Below are 19,472 nucleotides of genomic sequence, written 5' to 3'. Positions count from 1 at the left end.
ATGACCCGGATCGCCTCCATCACCACCTCGCTCGGCCGGTTCGCCATGCCACGCCCCTGGGTGCCCGAGGCGCCGTGGCTGCATCTCATCCGCGTGGACGTCGTCGATGACGAGGGGGCGACCGGCTCGGGCTTCACGTGGACGCCGACGATCGGGGCCACGGCCGTCCGGGCGCTGCTCGACGACGACATCACGGCCGCCGCCCTCGGAGCGACGACCGACCCCGAAGCGCTGTGGCCGCGGCTGTGGGCGCATCTGCACGAGGCCGGGGGTGGCGGGATCACCACGATCGCGCTCGCCGGGCTCGACACCGCGCTCTGGGACCTCCGTGGGCGACGGGCCGGTCTCGGTCTCCCCGACCTCCTCGGCCGTCGACGCGACACGGTCCGGGCGTACGGCAGCGGCGTGAACCTCCACCTCGACGCCGCCTCGCTCGCAGCGCAGGTCGAACGGTGGATCGCGGCGGGCTACGACGCCGTCAAGATCAAGGTCGGCAAGCCCGACCTCGCCGAGGACGTCGACCGGGTGACGATGGTGCGCGAACTGCTCGGACCGGACCGCCGGCTCATGATCGACGCGAACCAGCGCTGGGACGTCGACCAAGCGGTCTCGTCCCTGGAACGGCTCGGCGTCGTCGACCCGGCGTGGATCGAGGAGCCGCTGCGCTCCGACGACACCGCGGGGTACGAACGGCTGCGTCAGGCGACCGACATCCCGATCGCTCTGGGCGAGAACGTGCACACGATCCACCGGTTCCGCGACCTCGTCGACCGTGGCGTCGCCGACGTCCTGCAGCCGAACGTGGTGCGCGTCGGCGGCATCACCCCCTTCCTCGCGATCGCCGCGCTCATCGACGACGCCGGGCTGACGCTCGCCCCGCACCTGCTCCCCGACCTCTCCGGTCAGCTCGCCCTCACCCTCCCGCAGGTCACCGAGGTCGAGGACGTCGAGGACGCGGGCTTCGTGGCGATCGGCGCCATCGACCCGCCCGGGCCGGTCACCATCGCCGGGGGCCTGGTGCAGGTCGAGCAGCGACCCGGCCTCGGCTTCGTCATCCGCGACCGTGTCGCCGAGCCCACTCCCGTCGCGGGCTGACCCGTCCGCCCGGCCGCCTGCCAGCCGGCCACACGCCCCGACCATCACCAGCCGTACCCGCATCCTTCGAGGAGTCACCACCATGCACGACACCGACCACAGCACTGGCTCGATCGACCGCACCACCCCCGCCAGGGCGCGCACCGACGACTCGGACCGCGTCGGCGGCCGTATCGACCACACCGACGGCAGCGGCAACGGCGGCGGCAGCAGCAGCAGCAGCAGCAGCAGCAGCGTGGGCCTCGGCGGCGACACCGTCACGCCCGCAGGTCACACTGGCGACGCCGCGTCCGGCGCGGGACGTGCCGCCGTTCCGACCGTCGACGAGGTCGCCGCGGCGGCAGCCGCGGCGTCCTCCGAGCTCGCCTCCGCCGCGCCCTCAACGCGCGCCGCCTGGCTCGAGGCCGTCGCCGATGCCCTCGACGGACGGGTCGACGAGCTCGTCGCCCTGGCCGACGAGGAGTCCCACCTCGGGACCGCGCGCCTCACAGGCGAGGTCGCGCGGACGACGGGCCAGCTGCGGCTGTTCGCCGCCGTCCTCCGCGACGGTGCCTTCCTCGAGGTCGTCATCGACCACGCCGAGGCCTCCGCCACCCCGCCCAAGCCGGAGCTGCGACGGATGCTTCGGCCGACGGGGCCGGTGGCGGTCTTCAGCGCGTCGAACTTCCCGTTCGCGTTCTCGGTGGCCGGCGGCGACACGGCGTCGGCGCTGGCGGCCGGATGTCCGGTGGTCGTGAAGGCGCACTCCGCCCACCCGCGGCTCTCGCGACTGACCGCGGCGATCGTCACCGAGGCGTTGCACACGGCGGGTGCCCCGGACGGAACGTTCGCGCTCGTCGAGGGTCGTGAGCAGGGCACCGCCCTCGTGCAGCACCCGGTGATCACCGCGGTCGGGTTCACCGGCTCACTCACCGGCGGGCGCGCCCTGTTCGACCTCGCATCGCAGCGGCCGGCCCCGATCCCGTTCTACGGCGAGCTCGGCAGCACGAACCCGGTCGTCATCACCGAGGCCGCACTGCAGGGCGAGGCCGCGGGTGACCTCGCTCGCGGGCTGGCGGCGTCGTTCACCCTCGGCGTGGGGCAGTTCTGCACGAACCCCGGTCTCGTGCTCGTGCCGAGCGGCAGCGGGTTCGCTGAGCTCGTCGCGCAGGCCGCGGCGGACACCGTCGCCGGGCGCATGCTGACGCCGGGCATCGCCCAGGCCTATGCCGCGGGTACCGCTCGCGCCGCCGGCCATCCCGGGGTGCGGACGCTCCTCGGCGGCGAGACGGCGGCTGCGGATTCCGGCGTTCCGGCCGTCCTCGCGACCACCGCCGCGACGGTCCTCGACGCGCCCGACGTCCTGCTCGAGGAGATCTTCGGGCCGGCGACGCTCGTCATCGAGGTCGCGGACGACGCCGAGCTGCACGCGGTCCTGGCCGAGGTCGGTGGCGCGCTCACCGCGACCGTGCACGCGGCGCCCGGTGAGGAGATCGCCGGTCTCGTGTCGCGGCTCGAGCCGATCGCCGGCCGGGTGCTCTTCGGTGGCTGGCCGACGGGTGTCGCTGTGGGCTGGGCGCAGCACCATGGAGGACCGTGGCCGGCGACCACCTCGCTCCACACCTCGGTGGGTGCGTCGGCGGTGCGCCGCTTCCAGCGCCCGATCGTCTACCAGGACGCACCCGAGCGCGTGCTCCCCGAGGCCCTGCACGAAGCGAACCCGCTCCGTCTCCCCCGCCGCGTCGACGGCGTCCTGGAGCTCCCCACCTCCGTTTCATAGTGGAAAGGCGCGCCACGGCAGCACTCGCCAGCCTGCGGCTACCACGTTGGCGCACGCTCTCCCCATGAGATCCCGCACGGGAGCACGCAACACCATTACCAGACCGATCAAGCTCTATCCGAGCGAATCAACGTAGACCTGATGTTTATCGAGGGCCGCACGCCACCGCACTGAACGCTCCCTAGTCCATTCTTCATCAATATGAGAAGAGTAAGAGAGCCAGCCTTCGACATGATTTATGAACGAAATAACCGACTCAAACTTTCGAACGCCAGCATAGCCGACCGGACCATATCGGCTAGTGGCATGTATGTACAGATCAATCATTCGTCGATGCTCAGGCAATAGTGCAATCGACTCCTCTTGCACTAATAAACCAAGCACAATCTTTCGCGATCCAGGAGAAACAACGCGCGTCTTCTTTAAATGCAGCGCGAACCCATTAGAGACAACGATCTTACGAACTTCGGTCATTAGCTCGCTAATCAAAGATCGACTAAAAGACCCAATGCCAGAGAAGACCATGTCGTCAGAGTATCGAGTGTATACGAGACGATTTTTAATGGCGAAACTCGACAGGCGGGCATCCATCTCACGCGTGCAAGCATTCGCAAGCGCGCCACTAGTCGGCGCGCCTTGCGGCAGAGCTTCAGACCACAGGCTCGGATACACCAAATCTGAATCCGTCGGCGGCTCAAGTGTGGCCAGATGAGACAGGTCCGGTCCACCGATGGGCCAGGTGCAGAGACGACTCAGTTCATACGCGACGAGGGGCGCGTATCCAAGCCCCAGGAAAACTCCATATACCGATCTAGCCGATACAGACGGAAAGTAATTGTGAATGTCCGTTTTAATCATCCAGGAAGCGCCGATATGTCTCGAAGCACATTCCTTAACAGTCACCTGCGGGAAGTATGCGTAGTTGTTTTCATGGCGATCGATAACATGAAGTATCTCATGTAGGATCCACCTCTGCACAATGCGCAAGGAATCCGCCGGAGCATGCAACGTTCGATGTCCACCGGTGTTCTTGGGGATTCTCACCGTCCGGTACGCTGGCGCAGTCCGACGGACGACTCCTCGCAAGAACCCGTAGCTGACGTTCGTAATCAGCGATAGATGTCGCAGCGAATAGATCACAGGTGCACCAGAACGCCGCATGCGTTCGGTGTACCTTACGATCGAATCCGCAGTAGGCACGTCTCGTCCGGAGTTACGAGCCACAGCCCAGCGGAGGTGAGTGCTCACTTGACCTACCCTGATTCTCCCCCGGAGGGGGATGGTGGGGCCTCGCCCTTCGAGGCTTCGGGGGGCGAGGCCCCACCATCACCGCCGAATCGATAGCTTGGCCGCCGATTGTGAATTGTCACAACCCGACGCCTCTCGACGCCCGAGCCTAAGCAATTAGCCAGGCTTCAACACTAGGTTCCATACAACACTCACCTCAGCTGAGTTGGTAGGTAGTCTATCGCAGAAAACCGCTCGTGCCGGTAGCGGTCAGCGCGGCCGCCTCGAAATCTTGCCTGACCCAACTCGGTACGACCGCGAGGAGTGAGACGCCAATCCATGTCAATACAGCCGAGCGCAATTAAGGTGGTGCACAACCTCCGCATTCCTGGTTCATCCAGACCGAGGAGGCTACGTATTCGATCAATGTCTAGCCCGTATTCGAGCAGGTATAGGGCAGACAGTGCTCGCAGTCCCTTTACTGGTCGCGTGCTACTTTCAAGTATGTCTGCGATATCCTCAGCACCGAGGTTCCTGAGGGTGCGCTCAAGGGAGGGCGTCGGCACATACTCACGCAGCTCACTAACAAGAGGCTCTGGCACTCGCCTGTTCGCGAATATTCCAGGCAAAACTCCGCCGCCACGAATCAAGACCTGCGGTAGATTGTTTGGAACCCGCATGTTCGTCAAGTGCAAACCAAAACTGTCGCCATATCCTAGGGGCTTCCCTGGAAGGCTAGGATCCCAGTGGTGTCTGCAGAACGCCTCAATTGCGGTGCGTTGATCGTTACTCCAATCCGTCGACAAAGATGACTTCGCATCGACGCAGAACTCAAATCGCACTCCTCGCTTCTCACGGATCCGATCAGCGCTTTCCAAACTAGCCGCATATACAAGCACTCTAATCTCGAGGTATCCGTACGATACCCAACTTGCGATAGTGGTATTGCGACGAAAGGTCTCCAGATAGCGCAATGCCTGTGTTCCGCTGCCCGCATAGTCCGCTAAGAGATAGAGGGTACGCGCTTTGGCCAGTCTCAGATGATCAATACCGTGCGAGGGGTCGAGGTACTTTGGACTGGATTGAACCAGATCGCGGACCAATCCTCCAATATCTGCTTCACTGCCTGGCAAGACTGGGAGGTCGGCCCCCGGCTGAAACGTCTCGTAGGCGACGTGGTCACTCACTCGTACGAGAGGAGGCAGGTCTTCCATCGAACGAATAGGGACGAGGACTGCCGGCGATCGGTGACCCTCCGCCGAAACAGCCTTCTCGATTCGATCAGCAATGCTGTGCATCGCCTTTACGTGATCATGAATCTCCAAGCTGTCGAGTAGCAATTGCGCCGTCGGTTGCTCGGCATCGCGGAATGCACTCAGCCACTCTCGCCCGGCCGTCGTCTCTGACGGCCTCAACTGTGCATTGTTCAAAGAGCCCTACAAATCTTGATCGTCAGTCCGACTGCGCCACTGGCAGCCCCTGTCGGCCGGGTCGGTACCGTTCCTCTGAACCGTACAGTGCAGTCGAGCTTGATCCAGCAAGTCCATTGTCACGCAGGCCACTCCTTTATGAGCCAGGCGCGCAGCTCGGCCTGCATCGGCGCGGACCAGCTGTGCGGTTCGTCGTGGAAGGTGCCCGTGTAGGCCGAGCGCTCGCCACCGGACCGGTACCGCTCCGTGAGGATCGTGTGCGCATCACGCATGCCGGCCGGCTCGAAGAGTTCGTCGCGCTCGGCATACTGGACGAGCAGCGGCAGCCAGGGGCGCAGGGATGCGAGCTCCGGCCAGTCACCGACACGTGACAGTCCTGGTGAAAGGAACGACCACGAGTGCTGATCGGCATGCCCGTCGAGCACACCGTCGAACGTCGACATCATCGCGACCACGCCGGCAGCGCGGATCCGGTCGTCCATGGCTGCGAGCAGAACAGCCCGGGCACCACCACCGGAGAGGCCGAAGCACGCGACGGCTCCGGAACGGACTCCGGGCGCGGCCGCCAGCTGGTCGAGCGCGATGAGGTCGTCGCGGAGGACGAGTCCGGCGAGCGAGGTGCCCAGGACGCCCAGCTCCTTCGCGAGCTGCGGCTCGTTGGCCGCCGCGAGGAGCTCGGACCGCTGCCCGGGCGACACCGCTGTGGCCTGCTCCCCGCGCTGCACCGACGCGGCCCGACGACCGGCGAGCTGCAGGTCGACGGTCCGATGGAAGCGTTCGGCGACGGCCTCGTCCAGGATCCGCCGGGATCCCCACCCGAACGCATCGTGCACGAGCACGGCGAACCCGTCGCGCGCGAGATCGGACGCGACGGCGCGGCCTCCGTAGCAGCGGTCGCGGAACGCCTGCAACTCCTCGCGCGCGACGGACGTCGTGGCAGGGACGCTATCAGGTCCGTCCGCGAGTTTCTCCCGCCCGACGCGCGTGAACCCACCGTGGTCGTGCAGCGCAAGCGCGCCCGGGAGCGCGCCCGTCTCGCCGGCCGGCCGCAGGAGCCACGCCGACGTCGGCGCGCCGAACCCGGTCGACCAGCGGAGTTCGACCCCGTCGACGCCGTCGCGGGTCCAGCTGCCGAGCTCCTGGCGCGGCTCGGGCTGCGCCGGTCGCGGCAGGACACCGAGGACCTCGGCGAGGCGCGTGCGCATGGCGCCGAGCGACCGGTCGCCCTGGTTGCTCTGGTGCGGGGATGCGCGGAAGCGAGCTGCGAGCGCCCGCAGACCGGGGTCGCGCGCAGGTGGAGGTGTGACCGGTCGGGACCGCACCTCGACTAACTCGGTGACCGGGACGTGGCCAACGACCGGGACGCCGACCGATACGGGACCGTCCCGCAAGGCAGCATCCGGGGCCGGGACCGACATTGTCCGGGACCGAACATCGACAGGCTCGGCGACCGGAACAGACTCAGCGGCCGGAACAGACTGAGCGACCGGAACAGACTCGGTGATCTGGGCGGGCTCGGTCACCGGCTCACTCGCCGGGGTCGACCCGACGTCCGAGTCAGCGCCGGCGCCGGCATCCGGGCCGGAGCTCACGGCGCGATCGTCGCGACCGGACGCCCGGTCAGCAGCGACTCGTTCCCGGCGATGCCGACCGAGATCGCCCGCACGCCGTCGTCGTAGCCGGCGGGCCGTCCCAGTTCGTCCTCGGTGACGCGGTCGAAGAGGTGCCGCAGCAGGAACGCGTCGCCGCCGCCGTGTCCGCCGACGCCCTCGGGGATCTCGATCTCGCGGGCCTCCTCCCAGTGGCGTTGCAGCACGAGGCGTTCCCCGCGCGAGCGCACCGGTGCGACGGACGCAGCGCCGTCCGCGGTCGCGCCGTCGCCGCTCAGGCTCGGGTCGAGGACGACGCGCCCGTCGGACCCGACGAGCACGGCGGCGCGCTCCACGACCTCGAGCTCGACCCGGCCCTCCGTCCCGTTGACGGCGACGCGATACCCCTCCCACGGCGCGTGGGCGTTCAGGGAGTAGCTGAGCGAGGCGCCGCCGTCGTACTCGACGAGGACGGACAGGTTGTCCTCGATGTCGATCCCGGGCGAGAAGACGTCGCGGTCGCGCAGGTACCCGTCGTGCTGCTCGGCCCGCAGGTAGAGCGACTCGAGCCGCGGGTCGTCACGCAGGTCGAGGGCGAACGGGTCGGTCGAGCGACCACGAGCCGCCGCCTCGGCGTCGTCCGGTACCGATCCACGCCCCGGACGCGCCGCGAGCCCGCGCTCGGCCGCGTTGGCGTCACCGTAGAAGCGGAGCCCGCCGGTGGCGTAGACGGAGGCCGGCCGAGCCCCGATCCACCAGTTGACGAGGTCGAAGTGGTGCGACGCCTTGTGGATGAGGAGCCCGCCGGAGTGCTCCTTCTCACGGTGCCAGCGACGGAAGTAATCGGCGCCGTGCACGGTGTCGAGCACCCACTCGAAGTGCACGCTCGTCACCCGTCCGATCCCGCCGTCCTGCACGATGCGGCGCAGCTCCGAGTTCCGCGGGCTGTAGCGGTAGTTGAAGGTCGTCACGACGTTCCGGCCGCTCTCGGCGACGGCCGCCGCGATGCGCTCGACGCCCTCGCGGTCGATGGTGAGTGGCTTCTCGACGACGACGTCGGCACCGGCGAGGAGCGCGCGCGAGACGATCTCGGCGTGCGTGAAGTCGGGGGTCGTCACGATCACCCGGTCGACGCGTTGCTCGGCGATGAGCCGCTCGACGTCCTCCGGGCCGTATCGAGCCGGCAGCGGGACACCCTGCCCGGCGAGGACCGTCTCGTAGTGGTCGAGCCGGCCGGGGTTGCTGTCGCTCCAGGCGACGAGCTCGGCGACGTCGGCGTGCGGGCCGGTGATGGCGTCGAGGTACATCTGCGAGCGGTGTCCGGTGCCGATGAGGGCGTAGCGTTCGCGGGTCGTGGTCATGCGCGTGGGTCCTTCCGGGTCGGTGCGGCGGGCGTGGTGATGGGCGCGCTGTCGTGGTGGTCGGCACGGCCCGAACGCGACCGTTCGAGCGCGTCTCGACCGGATGCGGCGAGCGCAGCGGCCCGGCCATCCCCGGCTGGACCGTCGGCGACGACGACGGCGTAGCGGAACGCGAGGGTCTCGTCGGCGCCGAACGGCAGCTCCTCGCTGAAGAACGGGGCCGGACAGAGACCGGCGAACTCCTCGGTGCGCGCGAACCATTGCGGCGGGTGCGCCGGGTTCCGCACGTCGTCGACGATGACGATGCTCGACGCCGCGGCCGTTCCGTCGTGGAGGCCGGTGAACCCCATCCACGCGTGGCGGGTGCCGCGGAGTTCCTCGCCGCCGCTCCCGTCAGGGGTGTGGACGGTGCCTCCGGTGAAGGATCGTGGGCCGCGCCAGAAGAGCCCGCCGTAGCCGGCGTTCTCCCGCCCCTTCGTCGTGGGCGACCCGATGGACAGGTCCCGGCCGGAGACGTTGCGCATCCGGGTCTCGAAGGTCAGCGTCCAGTCGCCGGCGGCCGGTCGCACCGCGAGCGCGCGCTCCTCGTCGAGGACGTGCCGACCGTCCTCCGCGGTCCACGCGAGCGTATGCTCGAACCGCACCTCGCCCGGGTCGGCACGGACGTCCGTGACCGCGACGTGCTCGGAGCGGCCGTTGTTCGCGAGTTGTTCGTAGGCGGTCCCGGTGAAGGTCGGGCCGCCCCAGAAGTTGTCGTCGCCGACGTGCGGGAGGGCCCACGCGATACCGGTGTGCCAGACGTGGTCGTGCGGTCTGGCCAGGGTGACGAGTGCGCCACCAGCCGTCCGCACGGGGTGCAGGTACGGCTTCGGCGACTCGCGCTGGACCGTGTCCGGACGGTAGGTGTACCGCAGGATGTCGGTCCCGTCGAGGTGGACGGTGATGGCCGAACTGATCTCGTGCGTCAGCGCGAGACCGGTCGGACGGGGGCGGTGTTCGGTCGTCACGGGATCCCCTCGGATGAAGCGGTGATGGAGCTGCCGGTCGACCGGCTCGGGGAACGGACGTCGTTCACCGAGCCGGTCGAGGGGCTGTGGCGGGTCAGCCGGCTGCGACCGCGGCCTTGAGGTCCTTGATGAACCCTTCGGCGGCCTGGTCGGGCGTGTTCTTCCCGAAGAGGACCTGCTCGGTGTACTGCTTCACGAGCGCCTCGATCGCACTGCCACCGGCGGGCGTGACGGTCGGCGGCTCACCGATGTCGTCGGCGAGCCCGTCGAGGAACTCGACGACCGCCTGGTCGGTCTCCGCCAGCTTCGGCGTGATGTACTCGCGGATCTTCGTGTTGGCCGGGACGCCGCGCTCGGTGAGGAGCGAGTCGGCCGCGGTCTCGCTGTTGGCGAGGAAGTCGATGAACAGCGCCGCCTCGGCAGGGTGCTCGGTCCGGGCGGACGCCGACCAGTACATCGACGGCTTGTAGTACGCGGAACCATCGGCGCCGCCGTCCACCGTCGGCACCCGCAGGAGCTCGAGCGGCGAACCGCTCGCCTCGGTCAGGGCCGTCAGCTGGCTGTTCCACCAGGGGGCGAACGCAGCCGAGTTGGTCGCGGTGAAGGACTCGGCGAGCCCACCGGCCTGCTTCTCGATGATCGCGGAGGGCGACGGCGTCGCTCCCGCGTTCACGAGGTCGAGGAGGTAGGTCCACCAGGAGGACAGGGTCTCCGGCTTGATGGACACCTCGCCCTTGTCGTTGTACAGCTCGTCGCCGTGCTGACGGGCCCAGTTGTTCAGGCCACCGTCCTCGAAGCCGAAGGGCTGGAAGCCGTAGATCGATCCGCCACCGGCTGCCGAGACCTGCTCGCTGAGCTCGGTGAAGTCGTCCCACGTCCAGGTCTCGTCGTCGGGCATCTCGATACCGGCCGAGGCGAGCAGGTCGGGGTTCACGACGAAGGAGTAGCTCGTGATGCCCGAGGGGACGCCGTAGAGCGAGTCGTTGACCGTGCCGGACGTCAGCGTCTCCTTGGGGAAGTCGCCGAGGTCGAGCTGGTCGGTGACCGTGTTCAGGTCGAGGAGCGCACCCCGGTCGCCGTAGGTGGCGATGTACTTCTCGTCCATCTGGATGATGTCGGGGGTGTCGTTCGCCGCCGTCTCGGTGGCGAGCTTGTCCCAGTAGCCGGCCCAGTCCGTGAACTGCGGCTCGATGGTGATGTTCGGATACTTCTTCTCGAAGGCCGCGATGACCTCCTGGGTGGCCGCCGTGCGGGCGTCGTTGCCCCACCAGGTGAAGCGGAGGGTGACGGGCTCGTCGGACAGTTCGGTGGCGGCGTCGCCCCCGGCGCTGCAGCCGGCGAGGAGGAGGGCCGCGACGGCTCCCGTTGCGATGAAGCCGGCGGCTCTGCCGTGCTTGCTGATGCTCATGCTGTTCCCTTTCGAATCGATCGATCCGGATCCGGAGCTGCTGGATCCGGTGGTGCTGGGTCTGGTGCTGGTGGTCTGGTGCGGGTGCTGCGGTGGTGCTGGTCGGTGGGTCGGGCCTCACTTGCCGCCGGTCGTCGCGATGCCCTTCAACAGGAACCGCTGACCGAACAGGAAGACGAGGAAGATCGGCAGGAGCGAGACGACACTCATGGCGAACATCGGCCCCCATGAGGTGGAGGATTGCGCGTCCATGAACGCCCGCAGGGCGAGCGGCACCGTGTACATCTCCGGTTTCGTCAGGTACAGGAGCTGACTGAAGAAGTCGTTCCAGGTCCAGATGAAGGTGAAGATGGCGGTCGTCGCGAGCGCCGGCACCATGAGCGGCAGGATGATGACCCCGAAGATGCGGGCGTGACCGCAACCGTCGATGCGTGCCGCCTCGTCGAGTTCCTTCGGGATGCCGCGGATGAACTGCACCATGAGGAAGACGAAGAACGCGTCGGTCGCGAGGATCTTCGGCAGGATCAGCGGCAGGTACGTGTTCACGAAGCCGAGCTGGGAGAACATGATGTACTGCGGCACGATGATGACGTGGATCGGCAGCATGAGCGTCATGAGCATCGCCGCGAACCACCAGCGCTTGCCGCTGAACTTCAGCCGGGCGAAGGCGTAGGCGGCCATCGAGCAGGACACGAGGTTGCCGACGATGCACCCGAGGACGATGAGCACGGAGTTCAGCAGGAACACGTGGAACGGCTCGGAGAGGGTGTTCCAGCCCTCGCTGTAGTTGCTCACCTCGAAGCTGTCGAGGACGATGCCGGGGTTCCGGAAGATCTCCTCCGTCGGGCGGAGCGAGGAGACGACGAGCCAGATCACCGGGTAGAGCATGATGAAGCCGACGAGGATGAGGCCGATGTGTTTCAGGACCGACTTCCAGGGCGACCAGCCACGAGCGCGGCGGTACTGGCGTTCGGCCTGCTTGGCCTCGCGACTGCGGTTCTTGCTGTCCGTCGTGATGGACCGTGTGGTCAGCGTGTCAGTCATCGTAGTTCACCCAGTATTTCGAGGCCCAGAAGTTGATCGCGGTGAAGACTCCGATGATGAGGAGCAGGAACCAGGCCATGGCCGAGGCGTAGCCCATGTCGAAGTTCGAGAAGCCGCGGTTGTAGAGGTACAGCGTGTAGAACAGCGTCGAGTCGGCCGGGCCGCCCGTTCCGCCCGACACGATGAAGGCCTGCGTGAAGGCCTGGAACGCATGGATGATCTGCAGCACGAGGTTGAAGAAGATGATCGGGGTGAGCAGCGGCAGGGTGATCTTGGTGAAGCGCTGCCACTTCGTCGCGCCGTCCATCTGCGCCGCCTCGTAGTACATGACGGGGATCTGGCGGAGACCGGCGAGGAAGATCACCATCGGTGCGCCGAAGGTCCACACGTTGAGCGTGATGAGGGTCGAGAGGGCGGTCGACGGGTCGGCGATCCAGCTGCGGCCCTCGATCCCGAAGATCGCGATGAACTGGTTCACGAGGCCTTCGCCGCCGAACACCTGCTTCCACAGCACCGCGATGGCGACGGAGGAGCCGAGGAGCGACGGCAGGTAGTACACGGACCGGTAGATCGCGAGGCCGCGGAGACCGCGGTCGAGCAGGGCGGCCAGCGCCAGGGCCGCGGCGAGTTGGAGCGGCACCGACACGAAGACGTACACGAAGGTGACGCCGAGCGAGTTGTGGAGCCGCTCGTCGCCCATCATGCGGATGAAGTTGTCGAGGCCGATGAACTTGGGCGCCTGCAGCAGGTTGTACTTCGTGAAGGACAGCGCGAGCGAGGCGACCATCGGGCCGACGGTGATGACGGCGAGTCCGATGAGCCACGGGAGGAGGAACAGGTAGGCGGCCTTGTTGTCGCGGCGGTTGTCCTTCTTGATGAAGGCCTTCTCGGCCGCCGTCTGCGGGCGTTTGCCGGCGCTGAGCTTGCGGAGCTCGCCGAGCGCGCTCACCGAACACCCCTCGCGAGTGTCGTCCTGGGCGCTCCTGGAGTTGCACGGACCACGTCGGACCTCCTTGTCGATCGTCGTTGATGACTTCCCGGAAAGCGTTTCCCGGCTGAGCTGCATCAAGTTCTATCACGGCCCCGTCGGACGATGCAACGATTCAATCCGCATCCGTGTCCGATCTGTGATCACCTGCGACCGAATCGGTTCGAACGCTTGCCTTGACCGCGCGCGCCGTTCTACAGTGACCCGGTAAACGCTTTCCGGTTGGCCCGCGGCCGCCGGAACCGGAACACGAACCAGAGGAAGAGCCACCGTGTCAGAGCAGACCATCGGGATCATCGTCAACGGCGCCACCGGGCGCATGGGCTACCGGCAGCACCTCGTGCGCTCGCTGCTGGCCATCCAGGAGCAGGGCGGCGTGCAGCTGTCCGACGGCACCCGCCGCCAGATCGAGTTGATCCTCGTCGGCCGCAACCAGGTGACCCTCGACGAGCTCGCCGCGCGGCACGGCATCGAGCACACCTCGACCGACCTCGACGCGGTCCTCGCCGACCCTCGCTGGGACATCTACGCCGACTTCCTCGTCACCAAGGCCCGCGCCACCGCGCTGCGCAAGGCGATTGCCGCCGGCAAGACCATCTACACCGAGAAGCCGACGGCGGAGACCTTCGAGGAGGCGCTGGAGCTCGCACGCCTCGCCGCCGAGGCCGGTGTGAAGAACGGCGTCGTGCACGACAAGCTCTACCTGCCGGGGCTGCGCAAGCTCAAGCGCCTGATCGACTCGGGCTTCTTCGGTCGGATCCTCTCCGTCCGTGGCGAGTTCGGCTACTGGGTGTTCGAGGGTGACTGGCAGCCGGCGCAGCGCCCGAGCTGGAACTACCGCGCCGAGGACGGCGGCGGCATCGTCGTCGACATGTTCCCGCACTGGAGCTACGTGCTCGAGAACCTCTTCGGTCGGGTCGAGTCCGTGTACGCGAAGGCGACGACGCACATCCCGGAGCGCTTCGACGAGCGGGGCGAGGCCTACGCGGCCACCGCCGACGACGCCGCCTACGGGGTCTTCGAGCTCGAGGGCGGCGTGATCGCCCAGCTCAACTCGAGCTGGACGGTCCGCGTCGACCGCGATGAGCTCGTGCAGTTCCAGGTCGACGGCACGCATGGCTCCGCCGTCGCCGGTCTCTTCGGTTGCAAGGTGCAGCCGCGGAACGTCACCCCGAAGCCGGTGTGGAACCCCGACCTCGCCGACGACCACGACTACGCGGGCGACTGGCAGGATGTGCCGACGAACGACGTGTTCGAGAACGGCTTCAAGACGCAGTGGGAGGAGTTCCTCCGCCACGTCGTCGAGGACGGCCCCTACGAGTACGACCTCCTCGCCGGCGCGCGTGGCGTCCTGCTCGCGGAGCTCGGCCTCGAGAGCTCGCGCACCGGCCGCCGCCTCGACCTGCCCGAGGTGACGCTCGGAAGCACGGGCGACACCGCCGGCGCGGACGAGGAGCTGGCGTCGCTCGAGGCCTCGGTCGCACGATGACGTCCGTCCCGCTGCTCTCGACCGACGGCGCGGTCACCGCGCTGGAGCTCCGCGAGCCCGTCGTGGCCGAGCGCCCGACCACTCCCCTGGCGAGCCGCACCGCCTACGCCGCGGCGCACGTCGTCCCGACGGCCTGGGGCGACAACGTGCCGGGCGCGCCGGCCGAGCTCGACTGGGACGCGACGCTCGCCTACCGCCACCACGTGTGGTCGTACGGCCTCGGCGTCGCGGACGCGATGGACACCGCCCAGCGGAACATGGGGCTCGACACCGCCGCCACGCGCGAGCTGATCACCCGGAGCGCAGCCGAGGCCGCCTCCGTCGGCGGCGCGCTCGTCGTCGGCGTCAACACCGACCACCTCACCGACGAGACCGTCTCGCTCGACGCGGTCGCCGACGCCTACCTCGAACAGCTCGCGTTCGCCGAGGACGCGGGCGCCGGGACCGTGCTCATGGCCAGCCGACACCTGGCGAGGGCCGCGCGGTCCGCCGACGACTACCGTCGCGTCTACGACCGGGTCCTGTCGGCGGCGCAGGCACCCGTGGTCCTGCACTGGCTCGGCACGGCGTTCGACCCGTGCCTCGAGGGCTACTTCGGCGCAAGCGACGTCGCCGAGGCCTCGGACACCCTGCTGCGCATCATGACCGACCACGTCGACCACGTCGCCGGGGTCAAGATGAGCCTCCTCGACGCCGACGCGGAGATCGCCGTCCGACGTCGCCTCCCGGCCGGCACGACGATGTTCACCGGGGACGACTTCAACTACGTCGACCTCATCGCCGGAGACGCGGTCGGACACTCCGACGCCCTGCTCGGAGCGTTCACCGCGATCGCTCCGGCCGCGTCCGCCGCGATCCAAGCGCTCGACGCCGGCGACCCAGCCTCCTACGAGCGGATCCTCCGACCGACAGAGGCCCTGTCGCGGCAGATCTTCGCCGCACCGACCTACTACTACAAGACGGGTATCGCCTTCCTCAGTTGGTTGAACGGCCACCAGCCGGCGTTCTCGATGGTCGGCGGCTTGCACGCGGCCCGGAGCCTGCCGCACCTGTCGGAGATCGTGCGCCTGGCCGACGCGGCCGGCGCGCTCGAACATCCGGAGCTCGCCGCCGAGCGCTGGACGGGCCTGCTGCGCACGGCCGGCGTCGTCGGCGCGCTGACCACTGCGGGAGGAGCCCGATGAGCACCACCGCCCGCACCCCGGTCCCCGAGCCTGTCGAGGGGCGCACCACGCCGCATCCGCGACTCTCGGTCAACCAGGCCACGATCAAGTACGCCACACTCCCGGAGGCGGTCGCAGCCGTCACGGCGGCCGGCGTCACGAGCTTCGGCGCCTGGCGCGAGCCCGTGCAGGAGTACGGCATCGCCGCCTCGGCGAGCCTCCTCACGGACAGCGGTCTGCGCGTCTCGAGCCTGTGCCGTGGTGGCTTCTTCACCATGCCCGAGGGTCCGACTCGCCGGACGTCGATCGACGACAACCGGACCGCGATCGACGAGGCCGCCGCCCTGGGCGCCCCGGCCCTCGTCCTCGTGGTCGGCGGCCTCCCGGCCGAGTCCCGTGACCTCCTCGGCGCTCGCGAACTCGTCCGCGACGCGATCGGTGAGCTCACCGACCACGCGCTCGAGTCCGGCGTGCAGCTCGCCATCGAGCCGCTGCATCCGATGTACGCCTCGGACCGCGCGGTCGTCTCGACGCTCGGTCAGGCCCTCGACATCGCGGAGCAGTTCGCTCCGGAGGCCGTCGGGGTGGTCGTCGACACCTTCCACATCTGGTGGGACCCGCAGGTGCTCGAGCAGATCGCCCGCGCGGGTGTGACCGGTCGGATCTCCAGCTACCAGGCGTGCGACTGGGCGACACCGCTCGCCGCGGACGTGCTCCTCTCCCGGCACTATCCGGGCGACGGCGTCGTCGACTTCGGCTCGCTCACCCGTGCCGTCGAGGCGGCGGGGTACACGGGCGACATCGAGGTCGAGCTCTTCAACCAGGACATCTGGGACAGCCCGTTCCAGCAGGTGGTCGATCGCACCGTCGACGCGTTCCAGGCGACGGTCGTCCCGCACCTCGACCACGACGACGACGCGATCCACCACCCCTGATCGCCGCGGCCGCCCTGTGGCAGAGTGTGTCTCAGCAGCCGCCAGTACGAAGGAGCGCCATGTCGGTCGACGAGCACCGGTCGACGCCGGTCCCACCGACGCTGCACGACGTCGCCCGCGAGGCGGGGGTCTCCCTCGCCACCGCGTCCCGTGCGCTCAACGGGAGCACCCGGACGGTCAACGAGACGTTCCGTCGGCGGGTCCTCGACGCCGCGCTCCGCCTGAACTACACGCCGAACCTGTCGGCCCAGGCGGTCGCGAAGGGCCTGTCGTCGACGATCTCGCTCCTCGTCAGCGACATCGCCGACCCGTACTTCTCGTCCATCGCGGCCGGGGCCATCCGCGCGGCCGACGAGCAGCGCATCGCCACGACCATGGCCGTCACGCACCGCGACCACGAGCGCGAACTCGAACTCGTGCGGGTGCTCCGCGGGCAACGGCCACGCGCCATCATCCTGACGGGCAGCCGCTGGGACGGGGTGGCGTCGGAGCACCGGTTGTCGGATGAGCTCGCGGCCTACGAGTCCACAGGCGGACGCGTCGTCCTCGTCTCGCAGCGGACGCTCCCGTTCGCGACGGTGCAGCTCGGCAACGCGACCGGTGCCCGCGAGCTGGCCCGGGAGCTCGTCGGTGCCGGGTACCGCCGCTTCGCCGTCATCGCCGGTGACGACCGCCTGCTCACCTCCCGCGAGCGCGTGAGCGGGTTCGCCGAGGGCTTGGCCGAGCACGGCATCGCGATCCATCCGTCGAGGATCGTCCGGGCCGAGTTCACCCGCGACGGCGGGCGCCAGGGTGCCGCCGAGCTCCTGCAGCTGGGACTCGACGACGTCGACCTGGTCTTCGCCGTCAACGACGTGATGGCGATCGGGGCAATGTCGGCGTTCCGCGCGGCCGGACTCCGCCTTCCCGAGGACCTCGCGGTCGCCGGCTACGACGACATCGCGACCTCCCGCGACGTCACCCCGGCGCTCACCACGGTCGCCGTGCCGCTCGAGGCGGTCGGTGAGCACGCGGTGCGGCTGGCGCTGGACCCGGCGACGGACACCACGACGACGGAGCCCGTCGGCGCGACGGTCCTCCTCCGCGAGAGCACGCCGCCGCGCGCCTGACCCGTCCGGTCCCGGCCTGTCCTGTCCTGTTCGCAATTCAGGAACGCCACGGCGAGCCGCCCGCAACCGGTGTGGAGGTGAGGTCGGCTCGCCGGAGGCGTCCTGAATTGTGAACGCGGTGACGCTTCGCCTACTCGGCGACGTGCTCCTGGAACCACGGGGTGTAGGCGGCGACCTTGGTGCGGTGGCCGGCGCCCGCGACGAGTCGCTTGACGTGCTCGCGGACGTTGACCGTCGCGACCCCGATCACGGTGACGCGGTCGAACGGCACGGCATCGGCGACGAGCACCTCGGCGCGTCGGAGGGCCGCGGGATCTTCGTCGGTCGCGAAGCGCTGCACCATGCGGTCGGCGGTCATCGCGTTCGCGCCGATGCTCGTGAGCACATGGGAGGCGTCACCGTCGGCGACCACGACCCGCGCGCGGGAGGGCCGGCCGGTGTCGGCGTCGAACTCGCCCGGGTGCACGGCTGCGCCGTCGATCGTGGTGACGAGCACGACGTAGTCGTTGACCGACGACGCGAACGCCTCGGCGGACAGACGGACGTCGTGCTCACCCGCGCGGATTCCCGCCCAGAGGTCGGCGTCCGGGGTCAGGAAGAACGGCACGAAGTCGGCCGGCGTGAGGTCGTCGGTGCCGGCGAGGACCATCGTGCGACGCGCTTCGCGGTGGCTCGCGGCGGCGATGTCGACGACCGGCCCGTCGGGAAGCGCCGGTGACGCCACCGGCAGGATGCTGCCGCTCTCGAGGATGCGCTCGAGGTTGCGAATGTGGGTGACGTGGTACAGCCGCTGCTCGCCGACGCGCACGACGGGCAGGGCGGCCGCCGCCTTCGTCACCGTCTTCGTGGTGGCCGCGGTCCGCACGCGGGTCGGCGCCGGCTCGCGGAGCGAGGGAGCGACCGTCGACCGACGGACCTTGGGAGCGGGTGGTTCAGCGACCGGCACCTCGCGGGGCGGCGGCGGGAAGCAGGTCGCGCAGAGGCCGTTGTCGAAACCGTGTTTGCATTCGTCGCTCAAGAGAGTCCTTCTGCAGTCCGGCTCCGAGACACGAGGAGCGGGTCACTGGGGGGACGAGCCGAGACGTACGCATCAAGGGTACGCGGCTTCGGCACCGCTCGTGGACGCGGGCGCCATCACACGAGCCCGCGTTGCGCACGGAACACCCGGACGCACGAGACGGCGAGCGATCCGAAGAACGCCGCCATCAGCACCGGGAGCAGCCAGGGCGCCATCCACGCGGGCACGCCGAGCCAGGTGGTGAGTGCGACGACGGCGATGAGCGCGGCGGTCGCGATCGACATGTCGCCCAGCAGCCGCGTCGTGGCCGCCGTCGTGGCCGCTGTCACCTCGGGACGAGGCGACAGTTGTGTGGACCACGTCGATGCAGCCGCCGGTGGGCGGGGGCCGCCATCCGATCGGGTCGTTCCGGCGAGCGGCAGGCAGGCGGCCACGATCCAGAAGATCGCCACGACCGCGGCGCCGATGATGACCGGGAGCAGGAACCCGCCGAGACTCTTGTCCGCCCAGGCGTCCGGCTGGAGCGCGGCGTCGAAGTGCACCGGCATCGGATCAGGAGCGGACGGATACACCACCAGGCCGACGACCAGCGTCGCCGCGACGATGACGAGTGCGACGAGATGCGGCCAGACGGGCGGCCGCCGTACGGGCCGTGCCGGGCGGGCGATCGTCGGGTCCTGCATGGCGCTCCTCACCTGCACGAGGCCCCCTCGGTGCACCAGCCGCCGACGCCCGGCATATCGTCATCAACGATACCCAGCACGCCTGTCCCGCGCCTCGCGACGCCGCCTGGACACTGCAGCGATGCGTGGGCGACGCTACCCCCCACGCACCGCAGCACTACCCAGGC

General features: G+C 68.7%; 15 protein-coding genes. 6 read left to right on the top strand and 9 right to left on the bottom strand.

The genetic code is table 11. From position 1 onward, the window contains the following. Together ITJ66_RS15425 and ITJ66_RS15420 are read left to right on the top strand one after the other, a co-directional pair. Entirely contained in the window at positions 1–1,095 is a 1,095-nt protein-coding gene (locus ITJ66_RS15425; protein ID WP_137243862.1) for a mandelate racemase/muconate lactonizing enzyme family protein, read from the top strand. Positions 1,096–1,177: 82 nt separating this feature from the next. Continuing rightward, a complete protein-coding gene (locus tag ITJ66_RS15420; RefSeq protein ID WP_194645173.1) occupies positions 1,178–2,854 on the top strand; it encodes an aldehyde dehydrogenase (NADP(+)) in 1,677 nt (558 codons plus the stop codon). 114 nt (positions 2,855–2,968) lie between these two features. Here the strand turns inward: ITJ66_RS15420 and ITJ66_RS15415 are convergent, their stop codons facing one another. The 7 genes from ITJ66_RS15415 to ITJ66_RS15385 all read right to left on the bottom strand — a co-directional run bounded on the left by ITJ66_RS15415 (position 2,969) and on the right by ITJ66_RS15385 (position 12,869). After that, a complete protein-coding gene (locus ITJ66_RS15415; RefSeq protein WP_194645172.1) occupies positions 2,969–3,898 on the bottom strand; it encodes a reverse transcriptase family protein in 930 nt (309 codons plus the stop codon). Between the two features lie 1,732 nt (positions 3,899–5,630). After that, on the bottom strand, positions 5,631–6,716 hold the full coding sequence (locus ITJ66_RS15410) for an acetylesterase (RefSeq protein ID WP_194645171.1): 1,086 nt from the start codon (positions 6,714–6,716) through the stop codon (positions 5,631–5,633). Positions 6,717–7,099: 383 nt separating this feature from the next. Continuing rightward, positions 7,100–8,461, bottom strand: coding sequence for a Gfo/Idh/MocA family protein (locus ITJ66_RS15405; protein ID WP_194645170.1), 1,362 nt, complete (start codon positions 8,459–8,461; stop codon positions 7,100–7,102). Continuing rightward, positions 8,458–9,468, bottom strand: a complete 1,011-nt coding sequence (locus tag ITJ66_RS15400) for a PmoA family protein (RefSeq protein ID WP_194645169.1) — start codon at positions 9,466–9,468, stop codon at positions 8,458–8,460. The genes ITJ66_RS15405 and ITJ66_RS15400 overlap by 4 nt, the downstream gene beginning before the upstream one ends. Before the next feature lie 94 nt (positions 9,469–9,562). Next, positions 9,563–10,876, bottom strand: a complete 1,314-nt coding sequence (locus ITJ66_RS15395; RefSeq protein ID WP_194645168.1) for an ABC transporter substrate-binding protein — start codon at positions 10,874–10,876, stop codon at positions 9,563–9,565. A gap of 117 nt (positions 10,877–10,993) precedes the next feature. Beyond that, positions 10,994–11,920, bottom strand: coding sequence for a carbohydrate ABC transporter permease (locus tag ITJ66_RS15390; RefSeq protein WP_194645167.1), 927 nt, complete (start codon positions 11,918–11,920; stop codon positions 10,994–10,996). After that, entirely contained in the window at positions 11,913–12,869 is a 957-nt protein-coding gene (locus ITJ66_RS15385; protein ID WP_370582677.1) for a carbohydrate ABC transporter permease, read from the bottom strand. The genes ITJ66_RS15390 and ITJ66_RS15385 overlap by 8 nt, the downstream gene beginning before the upstream one ends. Before the next feature lie 358 nt (positions 12,870–13,227). Between ITJ66_RS15385 and ITJ66_RS15380 the strand changes: the two genes are divergently transcribed. From ITJ66_RS15380 to ITJ66_RS15365, 4 genes are read left to right on the top strand one after another with little or no spacing between them, the layout of a single operon-like run. Next, a complete protein-coding gene (locus ITJ66_RS15380) occupies positions 13,228–14,397 on the top strand; it encodes a Gfo/Idh/MocA family protein (RefSeq protein ID WP_086475123.1) in 1,170 nt (389 codons plus the stop codon). Further along, positions 14,394–15,581, top strand: coding sequence for a dihydrodipicolinate synthase family protein (locus tag ITJ66_RS15375; protein ID WP_194645165.1), 1,188 nt, complete (start codon positions 14,394–14,396; stop codon positions 15,579–15,581). Before ITJ66_RS15380 ends, ITJ66_RS15375 begins: the two co-directional genes overlap by 4 nt. Next, the gene (locus tag ITJ66_RS15370) at positions 15,578–16,495 is read left to right on the top strand and encodes a sugar phosphate isomerase/epimerase (RefSeq protein WP_194645164.1); all 918 of its coding nucleotides are present in this window, start codon (positions 15,578–15,580) and stop codon (positions 16,493–16,495) included. The genes ITJ66_RS15375 and ITJ66_RS15370 overlap by 4 nt, the downstream gene beginning before the upstream one ends. 59 nt (positions 16,496–16,554) lie before the next feature. Further along, positions 16,555–17,604, top strand: coding sequence for a LacI family DNA-binding transcriptional regulator (locus ITJ66_RS15365; protein WP_194645163.1), 1,050 nt, complete (start codon positions 16,555–16,557; stop codon positions 17,602–17,604). Between the two features lie 130 nt (positions 17,605–17,734). Here the strand turns inward: ITJ66_RS15365 and ITJ66_RS15360 are convergent, their stop codons facing one another. Continuing rightward, positions 17,735–18,622 (bottom strand): DarT ssDNA thymidine ADP-ribosyltransferase family protein, encoded by an 888-nt coding sequence (locus tag ITJ66_RS15360; RefSeq protein ID WP_194645162.1) that lies wholly within the window; start codon positions 18,620–18,622, stop codon positions 17,735–17,737. 116 nt (positions 18,623–18,738) lie between these two features. Continuing rightward, a complete protein-coding gene (locus ITJ66_RS15355) occupies positions 18,739–19,305 on the bottom strand; it encodes a DUF1648 domain-containing protein (RefSeq protein WP_194645161.1) in 567 nt (188 codons plus the stop codon). Between the last annotated feature and the right edge of the window lie 167 nt (positions 19,306–19,472).

Source organism: Plantibacter sp. VKM Ac-2885 (assembly GCF_015351205.1).
Taxonomy (GTDB): domain Bacteria; phylum Actinomycetota; class Actinomycetes; order Actinomycetales; family Microbacteriaceae; genus Plantibacter; species Plantibacter auratus.
Note: the sequence above shows the minus strand (reverse complement) of the source record. Positions and strands in the feature narration are given on the sequence as shown.